17 protein-coding genes and 1 other RNA gene are annotated in these 19,006 nt (G+C 71.3%); 5 read left to right on the forward strand and 13 right to left on the reverse strand.

The window, feature by feature from the left end; translation table 11 throughout:
* Positions 1-210 precede the first annotated feature (210 nt).
* The gene (locus QT196_RS15355; protein WP_168479355.1) at positions 211-987 is read left to right on the forward strand and encodes a class I SAM-dependent methyltransferase; all 777 of its coding nucleotides are present in this window, start codon (positions 211-213) and stop codon (positions 985-987) included.
* 157 nt (positions 988-1,144) lie between these two features.
* Here QT196_RS15355 and QT196_RS15360 read toward each other — a convergent pair whose 3' ends face one another.
* Together QT196_RS15360 and QT196_RS15365 are read right to left on the reverse strand one after the other, a co-directional pair.
* Positions 1,145-2,341 (reverse strand): uroporphyrinogen-III synthase, encoded by a 1,197-nt coding sequence (locus QT196_RS15360; RefSeq protein ID WP_168479357.1) that lies wholly within the window; start codon positions 2,339-2,341, stop codon positions 1,145-1,147.
* A 196-nt stretch (positions 2,342-2,537) separates the two neighbouring features.
* Positions 2,538-3,965, reverse strand: a complete 1,428-nt coding sequence (locus tag QT196_RS15365) for a nitrate/nitrite transporter (protein ID WP_290355088.1) — start codon at positions 3,963-3,965, stop codon at positions 2,538-2,540.
* Between the two features lie 270 nt (positions 3,966-4,235).
* Here QT196_RS15365 and QT196_RS15370 point away from each other — a divergent pair, with 270 nt between their 5' ends.
* Both QT196_RS15370 and QT196_RS15375 read left to right on the forward strand, forming a co-directional pair.
* Positions 4,236-5,063: a helix-turn-helix transcriptional regulator gene (locus tag QT196_RS15370; protein WP_290355089.1), complete on the forward strand. Its 828-nt coding sequence runs from the start codon at positions 4,236-4,238 to the stop codon at positions 5,061-5,063.
* The gene (locus QT196_RS15375) at positions 5,060-5,386 is read left to right on the forward strand and encodes a DUF397 domain-containing protein (RefSeq protein ID WP_266731338.1); all 327 of its coding nucleotides are present in this window, start codon (positions 5,060-5,062) and stop codon (positions 5,384-5,386) included. The genes QT196_RS15370 and QT196_RS15375 overlap by 4 nt, the downstream gene beginning before the upstream one ends.
* A gap of 6 nt (positions 5,387-5,392) precedes the next feature.
* Here the strand turns inward: QT196_RS15375 and QT196_RS15380 are convergent, their stop codons facing one another.
* The gene (locus tag QT196_RS15380) at positions 5,393-5,842 is read right to left on the reverse strand and encodes a DUF4232 domain-containing protein (RefSeq protein ID WP_290355090.1); all 450 of its coding nucleotides are present in this window, start codon (positions 5,840-5,842) and stop codon (positions 5,393-5,395) included.
* 209 nt (positions 5,843-6,051) lie between these two features.
* Positions 6,052-7,026, reverse strand: a complete 975-nt coding sequence (locus tag QT196_RS15385) for a LysR family transcriptional regulator (RefSeq protein ID WP_290355091.1) — start codon at positions 7,024-7,026, stop codon at positions 6,052-6,054.
* 121 nt (positions 7,027-7,147) lie between these two features.
* Here QT196_RS15385 and QT196_RS15390 point away from each other — a divergent pair, with 121 nt between their 5' ends.
* Positions 7,148-8,446, forward strand: coding sequence for an MFS transporter (locus tag QT196_RS15390; protein WP_290355092.1), 1,299 nt, complete (start codon positions 7,148-7,150; stop codon positions 8,444-8,446).
* 93 nt (positions 8,447-8,539) lie between these two features.
* Here the strand turns inward: QT196_RS15390 and ssrA are convergent.
* The 5 genes from ssrA to ftsE all read right to left on the reverse strand — a co-directional run bounded on the left by ssrA (position 8,540) and on the right by ftsE (position 12,469).
* Positions 8,540-8,909, reverse strand: a transfer-messenger RNA (tmRNA) gene (ssrA, locus tag QT196_RS15395).
* Between the two features lie 124 nt (positions 8,910-9,033).
* A complete protein-coding gene (smpB, locus tag QT196_RS15400) occupies positions 9,034-9,531 on the reverse strand; it encodes an SsrA-binding protein SmpB (protein ID WP_085926712.1) in 498 nt (165 codons plus the stop codon).
* An 18-nt stretch (positions 9,532-9,549) separates the two neighbouring features.
* Positions 9,550-10,767 carry a S41 family peptidase gene (locus tag QT196_RS15405; protein ID WP_290355093.1) on the reverse strand — a complete coding sequence of 406 codons (1,218 nt, stop codon included), beginning with the start codon at positions 10,765-10,767 and terminating at the stop codon, positions 9,550-9,552.
* Between the two features lie 68 nt (positions 10,768-10,835).
* Positions 10,836-11,747: a permease-like cell division protein FtsX gene (gene ftsX, locus QT196_RS15410; RefSeq protein WP_168479370.1), complete on the reverse strand. Its 912-nt coding sequence runs from the start codon at positions 11,745-11,747 to the stop codon at positions 10,836-10,838.
* A 32-nt stretch (positions 11,748-11,779) separates the two neighbouring features.
* On the reverse strand, positions 11,780-12,469 hold the full coding sequence (ftsE, locus tag QT196_RS15415) for a cell division ATP-binding protein FtsE (protein WP_168479372.1): 690 nt from the start codon (positions 12,467-12,469) through the stop codon (positions 11,780-11,782).
* Between the two features lie 249 nt (positions 12,470-12,718).
* Here ftsE and QT196_RS15420 point away from each other — a divergent pair, with 249 nt between their 5' ends.
* Complete coding sequence (locus QT196_RS15420) at positions 12,719-12,913, forward strand: hypothetical protein (protein WP_042155281.1); 195 nt, start codon at positions 12,719-12,721, stop codon at positions 12,911-12,913.
* 99 nt (positions 12,914-13,012) lie between these two features.
* On the opposite strand, the gene QT196_RS15425 is transcribed toward QT196_RS15420, so the two are convergent.
* From QT196_RS15425 to QT196_RS15440, 4 genes are all read right to left on the reverse strand, one after another.
* The gene (locus QT196_RS15425) at positions 13,013-13,855 is read right to left on the reverse strand and encodes a hypothetical protein (RefSeq protein WP_290355094.1); all 843 of its coding nucleotides are present in this window, start codon (positions 13,853-13,855) and stop codon (positions 13,013-13,015) included.
* 323 nt (positions 13,856-14,178) lie between these two features.
* A complete protein-coding gene (prfB, locus tag QT196_RS15430; protein ID WP_168479376.1) occupies positions 14,179-15,285 on the reverse strand; it encodes a peptide chain release factor 2 in 1,107 nt (368 codons plus the stop codon).
* 156 nt (positions 15,286-15,441) lie between these two features.
* Positions 15,442-16,710 carry a serine/threonine-protein kinase gene (locus tag QT196_RS15435; RefSeq protein ID WP_085926707.1) on the reverse strand — a complete coding sequence of 423 codons (1,269 nt, stop codon included), beginning with the start codon at positions 16,708-16,710 and terminating at the stop codon, positions 15,442-15,444.
* Between the two features lie 239 nt (positions 16,711-16,949).
* Positions 16,950-18,605 (reverse strand): serine/threonine-protein kinase, encoded by a 1,656-nt coding sequence (locus QT196_RS15440; protein ID WP_266731356.1) that lies wholly within the window; start codon positions 18,603-18,605, stop codon positions 16,950-16,952.
* Between the last annotated feature and the right edge of the window lie 401 nt (positions 18,606-19,006).

Here is a 19,006-nt window from a genome sequence, read left to right on the forward strand (position 1 = left end):
CGCGGTCCGGCCGGAACCCTCCGGAGGCGGCCACTCCGCGCACCCGCGCCATGTAGACACCGCCAGTAGACTCTGCGTGTATACCCCTGATGTATAGTCCCCGGCACGCACTCCGCAGGCCGCCCGCACCAGTCCGCCGCATGCTGAGGGCGTGTCCCGCACCACCTGCCCGGCCCCCCGTACCTCAGCTCTTCCAGGACGAAGGTCTCCATGTCGCGCAAGTCCCTGCTCACGAACCGCGCCAGCCTCACCCACAAGGTCGGCTACGCGCTCCGCCACCCGGCCCGGATCACCCCGTACGTCAAACGCACCGCCCGCGACACCTGGCTGCGCCTCAAGCACCCCGACCACGTCGCGTACTACCGGGCGGTGATGGCCTCCGACACCGGCCGCAACCCGGAGGCCGCGGTCGGCAGCCGCAGCCATGACCGCTGGCTGGCGCTGGGCGAGATGCAGTTCGACTACCTGGGCGAGCACGGCCTGAAGCCCGGCCACCGGATGCTGGACATCGGCTGCGGCAATCTGCGCGCCGGCTGGCGCTTCATCGACTACCTGGACACCGGCAACTACTACGGCATCGACATCTCGCCGGACATCCTGATCTCCGCGAAGCAGACCCTGACCACCTACGAGCTGCAGGACAAGCTGCCGCACCTGACGATCACGCAGGACCTGAAGCTGGAGTTCCTGCCGTCCGCGCACTTCGACGTCGTCCACGCGCACAGCGTCTTCTCGCACTCACCGCTCGATGTCATCGACGAGTGCCTCGCCCATGTCGGCCGGATCCTGGCCCCCGGCGGCTTCTTCGACTTCACCTTCGACCGCACCGAGGGCGCCGAACACCAGGTGCTGCGCGAGGACTTCTACTACCGGACCGAGACCCTGCTGAAGCTGGCCCGCAAGCACGGACTGGAGGCGCGCTTCATGGACGACTGGGAGAAGCGCCCGCACGGCCAGTCCAAGATCCGGGTCAACAACCCGGCGTAGGGCGGGGCTTCCGGCGTACGGGGCACGACGCGCGGCGGACAGAGCGCGGCGCACGGCGGACAGAGTACGGAGCGCGCCGAGCCGATCCCGGCCGAACGGATCCGGCCAACGGATCATGGCGAACCGGCCCGCCGCGCCCCCGTCCCCTCACTCCCCGTCACTCCCCGCCGTACTTGTCCGTCTCCGCACGCGGGTCCAACGACAGCCGGTAGCCCCGCTTGACGACCGTCTGGATCAGCTTGGGGGCACCCAGTGCCACCCGCAGCCGGGCCATCGCGGTCTCCACCGCATGCTCGTCCCGGCCCGCGCCCGGCAGCGCCCGCAGCAGGTCCGCACGGGACACCACCCAGCCGGGACGGCGGGCCAGCGCACGCAGCAGCCCCATGCCGGCCGGCGGCACCGGGCGCAGCACACCGTCCAGCACCACGGCGTGCCCCCGGATCTCCAGCCGCCGCCCGGCCACCGGCAACGGCCGCACCCGGCCCGGGAGTTCCCGGCACAGCAGCTGCACCAGCGGCCCCAGCCGGAAGCGCTCCGGCTGGAGTGTGGGCACGTCCTCCGCCTCCAGCGGCAGCGCGGTCACCGGCCCCACGCACACCGTCAGCACGTCCTGCCGCAGCGCCGCCAGCACCTCCGCACGGATCCCCCGCTCCCCGGCCCGGCGCAGCAGCGACGCGGCGGCCGGCGCACTGGTGAAGGTCACCGCGTCCAGCCCCCGCCCGGTCACCGCGTCCAGCAGCCGGTCGACCGGCCCGATGTCCTCCGGCGGCATCCAGCGGTACACCGGGACGCCGACGACCTCCGCGCCGTCCGCCCGCAGCGCCTCCACGAACCCCGGCAGCGGCTCCCCGTGCAGCTGGAGGGCCACCCGGCGCCCGGCGACACCCTCCGCCAGCAGCCGGTCCAGCACCTCGGCCATCGACTCGGAGGCCGGTGACCACTTCTCGGTCAGCCCGGCGGCCCGGATGGCCCCCCGCACCTTCGGCCCACGCGCCAGCAGCTCCACCCCGGTCAGCCGGTCCAGCAGCGCCTCCCCCAGGCCCCAGCCCTCCGCGGCCTCGATCCAGCCGCGGAAGCCGATCGCCGTGGTGGCGATGACGATGTCCGGCGCGCGCTCGATCAGATCGCGGGTCACCGCCATCAGCTCGGTGTCATCGGGCAGCGGCACGATCCGCAGGGCGGGCGCGTGCAGCACCTGGGCGCCGCGGCGTTCCAGCAGCGCGCCCAGCTCCTCCGCCCGCCGGGCCGCGGTCACCCCGACGGTGAACCCCTCCAGCGGCCGGACGGCCGGTTCCGCTCCCGCTTCCGGCGCCGTCCGCTCCGGTTCGCCGTGCTCCTGCTGCTGCTCGTACATGGTCGTCCCGCTCCGCCCAGAGAGGTGTGGTGCCTCGTGCTTCCCGTCCCGCCGCGGCTCGGGCGGCACGGAGTGCCAGGGCACCAGCGTGCCAACAGCACGTGACAGCCCCGGTCCTCCCATATTTCCCTGGGGTTACGACGCTCCGCACGCCCGGCCCGTACGACCGGGCGGTGCGAAGGCGCTCGGTGGCGGCTCACACCTCCGCGTACACCGCCTGCCGCCCCTCGTCCGCCGGTGCCACGTCCGCCGCCTCCGCCGCCCGCGCCGTACGCCGCGCACGGGCCGCCGGACGCAGGTATACGGTCCAGGTCACCGCGCCGCACACCACATAGCAGCCGAGGAACGACACAAAGGCCGGGGTGCCCGACCCCGCCTCCAGGAACGACTGGCGAAAGGCGAGGTTGATGGCCAGCCCGCCCAGCGCGCCCACCGCCCCGATCAGCCCCATCGCCGCCCCCGACAGCCGCCGCCCGTAGGCCGCGGCCTCCTCCCCCACCAGCCCGCGCCGCACCGCCTGGGCCTGGAAGATCCCCGGGATCATCTTGTACGTGGAGCCGTTGCCGAGCCCCGTCAGCACGAACAGCGCGATGAACCCGACGAGAAACACGGCCAGCGACCGCACCGCCGACGCATAGATGACGACCCCGGTGGCCAGCCCCATCGCCACGAAGTTCCCCAGCGTGATCCGGGCGCCGCCGAACCGGTCCGCCAGCCGCCCGCCCACCGGCCGGATCAGCGACCCCAGCAGCGGCCCGATGAAGGTCAGCGACGCCGCCTGGAGGGGCGTCCGCGCGAACTGGTTCTGGAGCACCAGGCCGAAGGCGAAGCTGTAGCCGATGAACGACCCGAAGGTGCCGAGGTACAGCAGCGACATCACCCAGGTGTGCGGCTCCCGGGCGGCGTCGAGGGCCGCCCCGGTGTCGTTCGTGACCGGCGCGAGGTTGTCCATGAACAGCGCCGCACACACTGCCGCGACCACGATCAGCGGCACATAAACGGCCAGCACGATCCGCGGATGGGCCGCCCCCGCGGTGCCGATCACCAGCAGCCCCAGCAGCTGGATCACCGGCACCCCGATGTTCCCGCCCCCGGCGTTCATCCCCAGCGCCCACCCCTTCTTCCGCAGCGGATAGAAGGAGTTGATGTTGGTCATGGACGAGGCGAAGTTCCCGCCGCCGACCCCCGCCAGCGCCGCGACCAGCAGAAACGTCGTGTACGAGGTGCCCGGCTCCAGCACCACCGCGGCCACCGAGGTCGGCACCAGCAGCATCACGGCGCTGATCACCGTCCAGTTGCGCCCGCCGAACCGCGCCACCGCGAAGGTGTACGGCACCCGCAGCACCCCGCCCACCGCCGTCGGCATCGCCACCAGGAAGAACTTCTCGGCCGGCGCGATCCCGTACTCCGGCCCCATGAACAGCACCATCACCGACCACAGGCTCCAAATGGAGAACCCGATGTGCTCGGACAGCACCGAGAACACCAGATTCCGCCGCGCGATCTGCTCCCCCGTCTCCCGCCAGAAGCCCTCGTCCTCCGGATCCCAGCGCTCGATCCACCGGCCGCCTCGCCTCGCTTTGCCAGGGCTCTCGTTACGGGTCTCTGCTGCCGCGGCCGTCATCGCGCCTCCCAGGGGTCAGGTCCTGCTCACCGACGCTAGGGAGGCCAAATTTCCGTGCCGTGCCGCCCGGTGACACGGACGAAACCTTGCGCTCACCGGGTGCGGCGGCGGCAGGTGAGGCGGCCCGGCCGCCCGTGCGGGGGTGATCCGCGCATTCCCCCGGCGACGGTCGCGCTCCGTAACTATGCTGCCGCGCCAGGCAACCCGTACTCCTGGTGAGTACGGGCGCACACACGGTCACAGGCGTCGAAGTACGGGGAGTGGAACGCCATGCAGCCGCCAAAGAAGCCCAAGAACCGGCACTCCGCAGCAATGGAAATCATCGGCGCCCAGCTGGCGATGTACCGCATCAAGGCCGGACTCACCCAGCGCGGCCTCAGCGAAGTCTCCACCGCCTCCGAGGAGACCATCGCCTCCGTCGAACAGGGCAGGCGCGCCCTGATGCCGCACCTGGCCGCCGAGTTCGACCAACTCCTGGATACGGGCGGGGCGTTGGCGGTCGGGGTCGCGAAGCTGCCGCCGAAGGAGAAGTACCCGATCTGGGCGGAGGAGTTCATCGCTTATGAGAAGGAGGCTGTCGCGCTCTGCTGGTACGAGCAGGGAGTCCTTCCCGGCTTGCTCCAGACCGAGGAATACGCGCGCGCCACGTTCCGCAGCAAGATCCCGCACGTCGACGAGGAGACCGTGGAACGGCGGATCGCAGGTCGGCTGGAACGCCAGCAGATTCTGCACAGGGCCGTTCCCGTCATCGCCAGCTTTGTCTTCTCCGAGGCCATCGTGGCGAGCAACCTCGGGGGGCGGCAGGTCATGCGGGAGCAGCTTTCCCACCTGCGGGCCTGCGCGGACCTCGACGGGGTCGCGCTTCAGATCCTGCCGCTGAGCCGCGAGCATCACGCCGGTCTCGCCGGTCCGTTCGTGGTGCTGGAAACCGCCGATCATCAACATCTGGCCTACACCGAGGCACAGCGCAGCAGTGTGCTGATCGAGGACGAGGACGAGGTCAGCATCCTCGCTCAGAAGTATGGAATGCTGCGAATGCAGGCCCTCGACGCCGAAGAGACCATGGGTCTGCTGGACCGGCTGCTAGGAGAGCGATGACCCACCTGACATGGTTCAAGTCCAGCTACAGCAGCGACGAAGGCGGCGCCTGCCTTGAAGTGGCATACGACTGGCGCAAGTCCAGCTACAGCAGCGAACAGGGCGGCAACTGCCTAGAAGTCGCCTACGACTGGCAAAAGTCCACCCACAGCGGCAGCGAAGGCGGCGCCTGCCTAGAGGTATCCGCCCACCCCGCCACCGTCCACGTCCGCGACTCCAAGGACCCCCAGGGCCCGCACCTCGACTTCGCGCCGGGGGCCTGGGCCGCGTTCACCTCGTTCGCGGCACGCACCACCGTCGCCACCGCCACAACGGCCCCGTAAACAGGGCTACTCGGCCGCTTCGCGCGGCGGGTCCATCCAGATCGTGTCCGCGCAGATGTTCATCCGCAGGCGCTTGCCCTTCTCGTCCCGGGCCACGACCGCCCGGCCCCCCGCCTTGTCGTGCGGCGCGGACACCACGGCGGTGTCATTGGTGACGGCCACGGGCTCGTTCAGCAGCGAGCCCTTCGGACAGTCCCGGTAGCGCAGACCGGCGGTGACCTTGCCGCCGCGCCGCAGGTCTATCGGCAGGGCCCGGCCGTGCCCCCGGGCGTCGGACTGCGGCCCCTTGCCGAGATGGACCACGAAGGCCGGGAAGCCGCTGAACACACACGGGTCCGTGCCCTTGTTGACGACGGACAGCCGGGCCTGGCGCTGCGCGGCGTGCGGCTTCTTCTTGAGGACGGTGACCTTCCAGCCGAGGCCCTTGGTGGTGCAGTTGGCGTGCAGTGCCGCCATCCGCGGGGAGCCACAGCCGGTCAGGGCCGGGCCCGCCGTGACGGTTAAGGTCAGCGCGGCCGCGGCCGCCCCGAGAAGTGAACGCCGTCGCACGGCCGCTCCTCCTGTTCGTTCCACGGACGATTTCCTGCCGTTAAGGAAAGGTTTTCCCGCGCCCGCGGTTGCCTGTGCATGGCTACTTTCTGCGTACGTGGCGCAGCGCCGGTCCGTCACCCGTCCACGCCCATCGCCCGCGCGTCCGCCTCCGGGAGCCACCATGCGGCCCCGGGCGGCGCCAGCCAGGCGTGCCGCGCCCCCAAGTCCCGTGCGGCAGCGCGCAACGCGTCCAGCCCCGGATGCCGCAGCCCGCGCCGCCACACCATCGACACCGGCGACAGCGGTACGGGCTCGACGAGCGGCCGCAGCACCATCCCCGGCACCTCCATGAACTCCACACTCGCCAGCACCGACCACCCCCGCTTGCGCACCACCCGGACGAACTCCTGCGAGCCCTCGATCTCCGGGAACGGCGCGGCCGTCGCGATCCCGCGCCCCGCGAACAGTCGCTCGGCCAGGTCCGTCCACTCCACGGTCTGCGGATTCCCGGCGGCCGCGTAGAGCGTCTCCCCGGACAGCTCCGCGAGCGGGACGGCGGGCCGGGCGGCCAGCGGATGATCGTCGCGCAGCAGGACCGCCATCGGCTCCAGCCGGACCGGCTGATGGTCGAGTCCGGCGCGTACGTCGGCGGGCAGCGCCGCGTACCGGCCGAAGGAGACATCGAGCCGCCCGGCCGCCATCTCGGCCGCCGCCCCCGTCAGCCCGCTGTGGAAACGGGCGACCAGCTCACAGTCGTCCGGCACCCGGCCCCTGGCCGCCTCCAGCACCCCGTGGGCGGTACCGATCGGCACGCTCACATCGACCAGCAGCGGCCGCTCGGGCGCGGACCGGAACGCGGCGGCCAGCTCGTCCTGCGCGGTCAGCACCCGCCGCGCGTACGGCAGCAGCCGCTCCCCGTCCGCCGTCAGCGCGACCCGGCGGGTGCTCCGTACGAACAGCGTGGCGCCCAACTCCCGCTCCAGCCGCCGGATATCGCGGCTCAGCGCCTGCTGGGCGACGTACAGCCGGGCGGCGGCCCGGGTGAAGTGCAGCTCCTCGGCGACGGCGGTGAACGCGCGCAGCAGTCGCGGATCGATGTCGTACGGCATCGGCCCATCCTGGCAGGACCAGCGGCGCCGGCCCCCTCCGCCCCATTCACAACCCAGCCGCGTAAATGGGCGCTGACCAGGTGTTGGACGGACGGGGACCGCGGCCGCGACCGTAGAGAACATGATCCTCTTCCTCGCCGCCCGCCCGGTCACGGCCCCTCCCGTACGCCCGGCCCCGCGCCGCCGCCGCGCACGCTTCCGCCCGCTCGCACGCCTCCGCCCGCTCGCGCCCTACCGGCGGATCTTCGCCGTCCCCGGCACCCGCGCCTTCACGGCCGCCAACCTGCTGGCCCGGCTGCCCATGGGGATGCTCAGCATCAGCGCGGTCCTGATGATCGCCGGCTCGCGCGGCTCCTACGCACTGGCCGGGGCGGTCACCGCCACCGGGCTGGCGGCCACGGCGCTGGCCGGACCCTGGACCGCCCGGCTGATCGACCGCTACGGCCAGTCCCGCATCGCGGTCCCGGCCACCGCACTCGCCACCCTCGGCTCCCTCTCCCTCCTCTTCTGCGTCCACTACGGCGCACCCGACTGGACCCTCTTCGCCTCGTACGCCGCCACCGCGACCACCCCCAACACCGGCGGCATGTCCCGCGCCCGCTGGGCGCACCTCTTCCGCGACGACCCGGCCGCCCGGCACACCGCCAACTCCTTCGAACAGGCCGCGGACGAACTGTGCTTCCTGCTCGGACCGCTGCTCGCCACACTGCTGTGCACCACCCTCTTCCCGGAGGCGGGCACAGCGGTGGCCGCGGCACTACTGCTCACCGGCGTACTGCTCTTCGCGGCCCAGCGCCGCACCGAACCCCCGGCCGCCGCCCGCACCGGAGGCCACACCCCCACCCGCTCTCCCCTGCGCCTCCCCGGCCTACCGCCCCTCCTCAGCACCTTCCTCTGCACCGGCGCGATCTTCGGCTCCCTGGAGGTGGTCGCCCTCGCCTACGCCGACACCCACGGCATCCGCTCCGCCGGAGGCGCCCTGCTGGCCCTCCAGGCAGCCGGCTCCGGCGCGGCCGGCCTGCTCTGCGGGCTGCTGCGGCCGACGGCCCACCCCGGCCGCCGCTTCGTCCGCTGCCTCGCCGCCATGGCGTCCCTGATGCTGCTCCCGCTCCTCGCCGCCTCGACCGGAAGCCCGGCGGCACTGGCCGCCGCGCTCCTCCTGGCCGGTATGGCGACCGCGCCGACCATGGTCACCGGCATGGGCCTCGTCCAGTCGCGGACGCCGCCGGGTCAGCTGAACGAGGGCATGACCCTCGCCGTGACCGCCCTGCTCGGCGGTATCGCGGCCGGCTCGGCGGGCGGCGGCTGGGCGGTCGACCACCTGGCCGGTCCGGGCGCGGCCTACGGGGTGCCCGCGGCGGCGGCCGCCCTCGCGCTGGCGGTCACCCTGCTCACGGGCCGCCGCCCGCACCGCCCGTGAAACGACTCAGGCCCCGCTGTCCTCACGGACAGACGGGGCCTGGGCCTACATGGGATGACGGGGTCCGGGGGGCATGCCCCCCGGCTCTCCGTTTGGTGGAGATGGCGGGAATCGAACCCGCGTCCAACGGTGCGGAATCAGGGCTTCTCCGAGTGCAGTTCGCTGCGATTTTCTCGGCCCCGGAGATCACGCGAACAAGTCTCCGACGGGCCCAGTCACTGTTTAATTTCCTTCTGCACCCCGTGACCGGGTCCAGAAGTTTAGTCCCCTAGATGATGCCAGGATCCGGGTCGGGAACACCCCCGGGCTGACACTTCGCAAGTCGCTACTTAGGCAGCGAGGGCGAAGGAATCGCTGTTGGGCTTGGCGATTATTGGTTGCGACATATGGTTAACGAGATCATTGCCGCTTCCTCGACTCGCTTCCCCTGCTTCGACATCCGCTGTCGAAACCGATCATCCCCATGTTGATTTATCAAGGTGGTACCCACACCCCTCGTGGGGTGTGCAGCCATCGTACGGGAACAACGCCCGCGGGTGCCAGCGTATTCCCCGGCAGGCCCACCAGGACCGGCCCATCGGGGCAGATCAGGCCCGCTGCCGCCGCCGGGCCGCCGAGATCGCCCGGTCGGTCTCACGGCGGTCCTGCTGCTCGCGGAGCGTCTGCCGCTTGTCGTACTCCTTCTTGCCCTTGGCCAGCGCGATCTCGACCTTGGCCCGGCCATCCTTGAAATAGAGGGCGAGCGGCACGATCGTGTGGCCCGACTCCTGGCTCTTGGACTCCAGCTTGTCGATCTCGACGCGGTGCATCAGCAGCTTCCGCTTGCGCCGCGCACTGTGATTCGTCCAGGTCCCCTGAGCGTATTCCGGAATATGTACGTTGTGCAGCCAGGCCTCGTTGTTGTCGATCTGGACGAAACCGTCCACCAGCGACGCCCGGCCCTGCCGCAGCGACTTCACCTCGGTGCCGGACAGCACCAGACCACACTCATAGGTGTCCAGAATGTGGTAGTCGTGCCGCGCCTTCTTGTGCTGCGCCACGAGCTTGCGCCCGGGATCCTTGTCCTTGCCCTTGTCCTTAGCCATAGTGCGGCCATTTTCGCACTAAGACCCGCCCCCGAGGCCACTCAATACCGTGCGGGCCCGTTTCTCGGCGCCGCTCCCCACGACCAGGTCGGGCGTGAGGCCGGACTCGTCGACGGTCCGGCCCGACGGGGTGCGGTAGTGGCCGACGGTCAGCTCGGCGACCGAGCCGTCCGGCAGCTCGCTGGGCATCTGCACCGCGCCCTTGCCGAAGGTCGGCGAGCCGACCAGCACCGCCCGGCCACGGTCCTGGAGGGCGCCGGCCAGCAGCTCGGCGGCGCTCATCGTGCCCCCATCGACGAGGACGACCAGCGGATGGCGCGTATTCCCGCCGCGCTTGGCGTACAGGGCGCGCTGCTCGCCGCGGACGTCGTACGTCGCGACCAGGCCGCCGTCCAGGAAGGCCGAGGCGGTGGCGACGGCCTCGGTGACCAGGCCGCCGGTGTTGCCCCGCAGGTCGAGCAGCAGACCGTCGTCCGCCGAGGTCTCGCGCACCGCACGGCGGACCGCGGCGCCGGTGCCCTTGGTGAACGCGGCGACCTTGACGCGGGTCGGGCCGTGGCCACCGGCCGGCCGGTCGACGACGACATTGCGGGTTCTGAGCCGGGTGCGGTGCAGGGTCTCGGTCCAGCGGCGGTCGCCGCGCTGGAGGTCCAGGGTCACCGGGCTGCCGGCCACGGCGGAACCATGGGCGCCACCGGAAGCGGCACCGCGCAGCCGGGCGACGACCTCGGTGACCGGGGCGTGCCGGGTGCTGCGGCCGTCGACGGCACGCAGCCGGTCGCCCACCGCGACACCGGCCCGCGCGGCGGGACTGCCGGGCTGGACCCGGGACACCGCGATCCGGCCGCCGTCCGCCGGCCGCACCCAGAGCCCGACGCCGACATAGCCGCCGCCCAACTGCTCCTGGAAATCCTCGTACTCGCCGGGGGTATAGATCGTCGACCAGCGGTCGCCACTACGGCTGACGACCTCGGCGGCGGCCTGCGCACCGGACTTGCCGTCCTCGACGGCGTCGGAAGCGGCCCGTTCGACGGCGGCGCGGTCCGCGAGGGCGGACTCCCGGGTGTGCGATCCGGCGGACAGCCGGTCCGGGTCGGTGCGCCCGGCGGCGCCCTCCGCCGCATCGCTCCAGGTCCCCGTCACCACACCGGTGGCGAGCACGCTCGCGAGGAACAACGTCAGGGCCGCCCCGCGGCGAATGCGGCGGGGCCGGTCGTACGAACACGGGCCCGACATGCCGGTGAGTCTAGGGGACAAAAAAGGCGCCGTACGGCAAGTTGCCGTACGGCGCCCCTTGGCAAAGCTCACACCTTGAGGTACTTGCGCAACGCGAAGAACGCGGCGAGCGCAGGCATCAGCAGCCCGATCAGAAGGACCAGCGGGAGGACCGTCACCACCGAGTCCCAGCCGATGAAGTTGATCACCTGGATCTTCTTCGCCAGCCAGTTGTTGACGAGGACGTACTTGCCGCCGACGATCAACACACAGGCGAAGGCGGCGCCGAGCAGGCCCGCGATGGCCGCCTCCAGGATGAACGGCATCTGGATATAGAAGCTGGACGCTCCCACCAGCCGCATGATCCCGGTCTCCCGCCGCCTGCTGAACGCCGACACCCGCACGGTGTTGACGATCAGCATCAGCGCAACGACCAGCATCAGCCCCATCACGACGAGCGCCGCGATATTCATGCCGTTCAGGAGGTTGAACAGCGGCTCAACGGTGTCCCGTTGGTCCTGCACCTCCATGACGCCGGGCCGCTCGGAGAACGCCGACTTGATGACCGTGAACTTCGTGGGGTCCTTGAGCTTGACGCGGTAGGACTCCGGAAGCTGGTCGGGCGTCACCAGCCCGGCGACGGGGGTGTCCCCGAACTGCTCCTTGTAGTGCTTGTAGGCCTGGTCGCTGGACTCGTACGTCACGTCCTGGACGATCGGCAGCCGGCCGAGCTCGGCCTTGATGTCGTCCTTCTGCTGCTGGGTGGCCGCACCCTTGGCACAGTTGGCACCGGAGTCGGCGTCATTCTTGTTGCAGAAGAAGATCGAGACGTTGACCTTGTCGTACCAGTAGCCCTTCATGGTGCTGACCTGGTCGCGCATCAGCAGCGAGGCGCCGAACAGACCGAGCGAGAGGGCTACGGAGACGATGACGGCGAACGTCATCGTGAGGTTTCGGCGGAGACCGACGCCGATCTCCGACAGGACGAACTGGGCGCGCATGGCGTCCTTTCAGTACTGGGGGCCGTACACGCTTAGTGCTGGTAGCCGTACACGCCGCGCGACTGGTCGCGTACGAGCCGGCCCTTTTCGAGTTCCATGACCCGCTTGCGCATCTGGTCGACGATCTGCTGGTCGTGGGTGGCCATGACCACCGTCGTACCGGTCCGGTTGATCCGGTCCAGCAGCTTCATGATGCCGACCGAGGTCTGCGGGTCGAGGTTGCCGGTGGGCTCGTCCGCGATGAGCAGCATCGGGCGGTTGACGAACGCCCGCGCGATGGCGACGCGCTGCTGCTCACCACCGGAGAGCTCACCCGGCATACGGTCCTCTTTGCCGCCGAGGCCGACGAGTTCGAGGACCTCGGGAACCGTCTTGCGGATCTGGCCGCGCGGCTTGCCGATGACCTCCAGGGCGAAGGCGACGTTCTCCCCCACGGTCTTGTTGGGGAGCAGCCGGAAGTCCTGGAAGACCGTCCCCACCTGGCGCCGCATCTGCGGAACCTTCCAGTTGGAGAGCTTGCCGAGGTCCTTGCCCAGAACGTGTACGTGGCCATGACTGGTCCGCTCCTCCCGCAGCAGCAGCCGCAGGAAGGTGGACTTGCCGGAGCCCGAGGAGCCCACCAGGAAGACGAACTCGCCGCGCTCGATCTCGAGCGAGACGTCCCTGAGTGCAGGGCGGTTCTGCTTCGGGTAGGTCTTGGAGACGTTGTCGAATCGGATCACTGATGCACCACGGTGACCTGGATAGGGGCACGGGTTGCCGAGTTGCGGCTCCCGTCGGTGTGCGTGACCATACGCGAACCTCGCAGGACGGCGCAGTCGCCGTAGGCGCTTGGTGCGTTTATTCACGGCACCTACGGGACAAAAGGCGCACAATCCCGCGGGACGCGCCGTTCCGGCGGCGAGCTGGCACAGTGGAGGAGGGAACCAATGCGCCTTCCGGCGCGTTGGTGCAGTGGAGAAGGAGGTCGCATGACGTACGACCGACTGGTGTGCGCCAATTGCGCGGCCCCTGTGAGCGAGGGCCGCTGCCCCGTGTGCCGGGCCAGCAGGGAACGGCTTCAGCAGCAAGCGGGCGGACTGTTCGCCCAGCTCAGCCCCGCGATGCTGGTGGCGCTGATGATCCTGCTGATCGCGGTGGGCCTACTGCTCCACCAGGCCGTCTGAGACCGATAGCAGCTTCCCCGGCGGACGCGGGAGCGCGGACGCCGAGGGGCCCGGGACGCGAACGTGTCCCGGGCCCCTCCAGCTGTGACGTGCGGGCGATCAGGCCGCCGCGGCGCCGCCGCCGTTCTTGTTGATCAGGCGGGGCAGCAGACGGAAGCCCACACCGCCCGCGATCATCGTGGCCGCACCGATGAGCAGGACGGTGGTACCGGAGGAACCGGTCTCCGCCAGCTCGCCGCCCTTGGCCTGCTGCTTGGCCTGGCCGGGGGTGTCAGCGATCTGCTCCTTGCCCTGGCCGGGCTGCTCGATCGGCTTGGAGCCCTCGTTGTCCGGGCCGGTGCCGTCGGTGTCACCGATGGAGCTGCCGTCGCCGGTGCCGCCGGAGTTGCCGGTGCCACCGGAATTGCCGGTGCCGCCGGTGTTCTGGTCACCGGTGCTGCCGGTGCTGCCGGAGTTGCCGGTGCCGCCGGTGTTCTGGTCACCGGTGCTGCCGGAGTTGCCGGTACCGCCGGTGTTCTGGTCACCGGTGCTGCCGGTGCTGCCGGTGCTGCCGGTGTCCTCACCGCCGGTGCTGTCGTCGCCGCCGATACCGCCGGTGCTGTCGTCACCACCGATGCCGCCGGTGCTGTCGTCACCACCGGTGCTGTCGTCGCCGCCGATGCTGCCGGAGCTGTCCTCACCGCCGATCTCGCCGCCGGTGCTGTCGTCGCCGCCGACCTGGCCGGTGGTCTCGCCACCGTCGGTGCTGCCGGTGGTCTCGCCACCCGAGTCGCCGCCGCCGATGATCCCGCCGATAATGCCGCCGATGATCCCGCCGTCCTGGCCCGGGGTCTCACCCGGGCTGGCCGCGGAAGCAGCGCCGGCGGCGGTGAGCGACGCACCGGCCGCAATCACCGCACCGGCCGCAATGCGCGCTACGCGCAGCCGCGTCTTCTTCGTCATGTACTGCTACCCCCAGTAGCTGAACTCGTCATTGGAGCACCGCTGTACGGGGCGACGAGCCGATACCCGGGGTACGCGAGTGTCAGCTCCGCGCCATGGGGCGATCCGCCCCCATCCCCGTTACTGCACGCGCCCCAGACATACGCATGCCGCGCTCAGCCTTCCCAGTTCCGTGACTATCGTCAAGGTCGATTAAAGGCCGGATGCCCGAATTGCCAAGCGTTGGGCGGTACATGGACATACGACTGTGACCAAACCCCCACAGCAAAAACAACTACCTCCCCGGGGGAGGTAGTTGTTTCGCCTTCAGACGGGGTGCCCCGTTACTTCTCCTGCTGCTTGCGCCAGCGGATTCCGGCCTCCAGGAAGCCGTCGATGTCGCCGTCCAGCACACCGGTGGGGTTGCCGACCTCGAACTCGGTCCGCAGGTCCTTGACCATCTGGTACGGGTGCAGGACGTACGAACGCATCTGGTTGCCCCAGGAATTGCCGCCGTCACCCTTGAGGGCGTCCATCTTGGCCTGCTCCTCCTGGCGGCGGCGTTCAAGGAGCTTGGCCTGGAGGACGTTCATCGCAGACGCCTTGTTCTGGATCTGCGAGCGTTCGTTCTGGCAGGAGACGACGATGCCGGTCGGGAGGTGCGTCAGCCGGACCGCGGAGTCGGTGGTGTTGACGCCCTGGCCGCCGGGGCCCGAAGAGCGGTACACATCAATCCGCAGATCGGACTCGTCGATCTCGATGTGGTCGGTCTTCTCGACGACGGGCAGCACCTCGACACCGGCGAACGACGTCTGGCGGCGGCCCTGGTTGTCGAACGGCGAGATGCGCACCAGGCGGTGCGTGCCCTGCTCGACGGAGAGCGTGCCGTAGGCGTACGGCACCTGCACGGCGAAGGTGGTCGACTTGATGCCGGCCTCTTCCGCGTACGAGGTCTCGTAGAGCTCGGTCTTGTAGCCGTGCCGCTCGGCCCAGCGCAGATACATCCGCTGGAGCTTCTCGGCAAAGTCGGCGGCGTCGACGCCACCGGCCTCGGCGCGGATGTTGACGAGCGCCTCCCGGGAGTCGTACTCGCCGGACAGGAGGGTGCGGACCTCCAGCTCGTCGACGGCCTTGCGGACGGCGGTCAGCTCGTCCTCGGCCTCCGCCCGGGCGTCCTCATCGCCCTCGGCCTCGGCGAGCTCGAAGAGCACCTCGAGGTCGTCGACCCGGCCACGCAGGTCCTCGGCCTTGCGCAGCTGGCCCTGGAGGTAGGACAGCCGACTGGTGATCTTCTGTGCGTTCTCCGGGTCGTCCCACAGGGACGGCGCCGCGGCCTGCTCCTCGAGCACGGCGACATCGGCCCTCATCTTGTCGAGGTCCAGGACGGCCTCGATCGACCCCATGGTCGAGGAGAGGGACTTCAGCTCTTCGGATACATCGACGACTGCCACGCACCCAGCCTAACGGCTGCCACCGTCAGCGTGACCCGGCCCCGGCAGGCCGGACCCGCCCGGAGCCCACACCTCCGGGCCCACGGCGGCCCGGATGCCGGTCACCGCGCCGGTCACCGCCGGGGCCCGGTGCGGCCGCCGCGGGCCCGGGGTGCGTTACGGAGTGTCGGGTTCCGACTGGTGGACGCCCGGTGTGGCGCCGTCCGGCTCGTCGTCACCCGAGGCCAGCCAGCCGCCCAGACCGGCCGCCACCAGCGCCGCGGCGGCCGCCGCGCCCAGCCTGATCCGGCGGCGGCGCACCGCCTCCGGCGCCGCACGGTGCCGGGCCGAGCCCGCGCGGCGCTCACCGGCGGCGCGCGGGGCCCGGGCGGTGCCGTGGGCGCCGCCCGCCAGCTCGTCCGGGCCGGGGACCCGCATGCTGGTGTGCGTGTCCCGGTTGGAGTCGGGGACCGCGCCCTGGACCAACGGGACCGCGCCGCGCGGCGGGGTGGCCTCGGCCGGTGCCGCCGACGGGTAGTACGCCTCCTCGCGGGAGCCGGGGCCCTCCTGCTCGCCCTCCGGCTCCTCGTCGTCCGGCTCGTCGATGTCCAGCGGCGGCATACCCGCCAGACCGGGCAGCAGCTCACGCAACCGGGCGGCCAGCTCCGGGGCGCGCAGCCGGGAGGCCGGCGCCTTGGCCAGGCACTGGAGCAGCAGCTGCCACAGCTCGTCGGGGATACCGGGCAGCGGCGCCACGCTCTCGGTCACATGGCGGCGCAGCACCGCGCCGGGGTGGCCGCCCCCGAAGGGCGTGAATCCGGCGAGCAGCTCGTACAGGACGGTCGCCAGCGCGTAGACGTCCACGGAGGCCCGCGGCGGCAGGCCCTCGATGATCTCCGGGGCGAGGTAGTCGGGGGTGCCGATGACCTTGGTCGCCTTGGTCCGGCGCGGGGAGTCGACGAGCCGGGCGATACCGAAGTCGGTGAGCAGCGCGGGGTGCGCGCCACCGGGGCCGAGCGGGCCCTGCATGTTCAGCAGGACGTTCTCGGGCTTGACGTCGCGGTGCACGATCCGGGCGGCGTGCGCGGCGGCCAGCCCGTCGGCCACATCTGCGGCGATCGCGACGGCGGCCTCCGGGGCCAGCCGGCGTTCGCGCTCCAGACGGGTCCGCAGATCGGTGCCCCGTACGAGCTCCATGACCAGCGCCAGGTCATTGCCGTCGACGACGAGATCGCGGACACCGACGACATGGGGATGGTCCAGACCCAGCAGGGCCGCCCGCTCCTGTACGAAGCGGCCGACGAGCTCCTGGTCGGACGCGAGCTCCTCACGCAACAGCTTGATGGCCACGGCCCCTTCGGGACCCTCGCCCAGCCATACCGTGCCGGCACTGCCGCGCCCCAGGATCTGGTGGGCGGTGTACCGGCTGCCGATCTTCCGTGCCAAGACTGCTCCGACGTGTCGGGCCCCCGAGCGTCCTGCGGGGGCTGAGGTTGGCGTCAAAGCTACGCGGGTGCCAGGGGGTTCAATGCCCCGGACGGTGGCAACCTTCACTTCTGTGAGCGAAATTCTCCGCCGGAAGTCGACAAATCCACTGAGTGGGTCTTACGGCGCGTCAGCGGATCGGCGCCGCCCACAACAGCGCGCCGCCCGCGGGCTCCGGGGAGCGCGCGGGCGGCGGGCGGTCAGCGGCCGATTTTCTCGACGAACCGCTGCACTTCATTGAAGACGTGCCCGACCTGCGAGAAGAAGCCCCGGGTCGTGCCGATCCACTCCTGGAGCGGGGTCAGCTCCCAGATGAGCCAGGCCGCCACGAACAGGAGTATCAGCGTGAACAGACAGCCCTTGAGGCAGCCCAGGCCCGGGATCTTCATCGGGTTGGCGCTGCGCTGACGGGGCTCGCGCCGGGGCCTCGGCTCCGGCGCGGGCGGCCGCTGCGGCTCGTAACGCTGCGGCGGCGGCTCCCGGCGCCGCTGCGGAGCCGGCGGCTGCTGCTGGGGGGCCTGCTGGGCGTACGGCACCGGAGCGGGCTGCTGCCGGTACTGGGGCTGCTGCGGACGCTGCGGCGGCTGCTGCGGGGCGGCCTGCCGCTGCGGACGGCGGCGCAGCGGGTCCTCGCTGGGGTCCAGGTACTGCACCTGGGTCTGGTCGTTGCGGTCACGGGCGGCGCGCAGCTGGGACTCCCACGGGTGGGGCCCCTCGGGCTCCTGCGGCCCGCCGGCCGGTGCGCCCATGGGCATCGGCGGCATCGCCCGCGTCGGATCGCCCTGCGCCCCGGGGCCACCCGGTCCGCCGGTGGAGGGCAGCACGCTGGTCGCCGCGGCCGGGTCGTACGAACCGGCGCCCGACGGGAGCACCTGGGTGGGGTCGGCGTCGCCGCCGCCGGCCTGGCCGTCGGCGCCCGTCCCGGGGACCGTGGCGGGCGCGGGGTCGGGGGCGAGCAGCGCGGCCACACCGAGCGCCGCCTCGGCCTCGGCGGGCCGGGCGTGCACCCCGATACCGGCCGCGACGGTGCGCAGCGCCCTGGCGAGGTTCTCGGCACTCGGCCGCTCCTCGGGCCGCTTGCGCAGACAGCGCTCGATGACCGTCCACAACGGCTCGGGGAGCGAGCCGGGGCGCTGCGGCTCCTCGCTGAGGTGGCGGTGCAACACCTCCAGCGCGGTCGACCCGGCGAACGGCGGACGGCCGGTGACCAGCTCGTACAGCAGGATGCCGGCGCCGTAGATGTCCACCGCGGAGGTCTGCGGGCGGCCCTCGGCGGACTCCGGCGCCACATAGGCGGGCGTGCCGACGAACTCGTGGGTGCGGGTCAGCCCCGGGGAATCGGCGAGGCGGGCGATGCCGAAGTCGGTCAGCATCGGGTGCATCTCGCCGCTGCCGTCCGACCCGGCCAGCAGGACGTTGGCGGGCTTGAGGTCGCGGTGCACCACACCGTCGGCGTGGCTCGCGGCCAGCGCGTCGGCGATCTGGGCGGTGAGCAGCGCGGCGGCCACCGGGCTGAGGGCCCCGTTGTCGCGCAGATAGCGGTGCAGGTCGGGGCCGTCGACCAGGTCCATGACCAGGGCGAGCAGATCGCCCTCGACGACGAGGTCGCGGGTGCGGACGATGTTGGGGTGGGTCAGGCGCAGCAGGACGGAGCGCTCCCGCAGAAAGCGCATCACCACATCCGCGTCGTGCGCCAGCTCCTCCTTGAGAACCTTGATCGCGACCGTCTCACCGGGCTCTCCTGCCACGGCGGCCTCGGCGCCCGCCGCCTCCCGCTGGCGGGCACGCCAGACGGTGCCCGTGGCGCCGCGTCCCAGCGGCTCCTCGAGCAGGTACTTGCTGCCTACCGGCCGCACGTCATGCGCTCCCTGGTCGTGGTGAATCCCTTGCCCGGCCCGCTGGGTCAGCTGATCATCTCCGCGCGGCCCGTCCGACCCACTGTAGTGCCGTCGCACAATCTTTTCGGTCCGGCGGCCCAGTGCGGGCTTGTGGGAAAGACGCGGGTTCGGGACGGATGGTTGCCTGCTGCCCCCGGGAGGGCCGTCCGCCGCCCCCGGACGGTGCGGACGGTGCCCGCGCGCGGTCCGGCCGGAGACCTTCCGAGCTGACCACGGCGGTCGAAATCCGGCCGGGCACGGCGCGCAAGCAGGCACTTTTTCGCCCTTAGAAGACCAATCAAGATCACTGAACGGCGGTCGGCGGGCGCGTTGTCAGTGGCAGGTGCGAGGATGCATCCAGCACGATGCGGTGGGGGCGC

The organism is Streptomyces sp. P9-2B-2 (assembly GCF_030406865.1).
In the GTDB taxonomy this organism is placed as follows: Bacteria; Actinomycetota; Actinomycetes; order Streptomycetales; family Streptomycetaceae; genus Streptomyces; species Streptomyces platensis.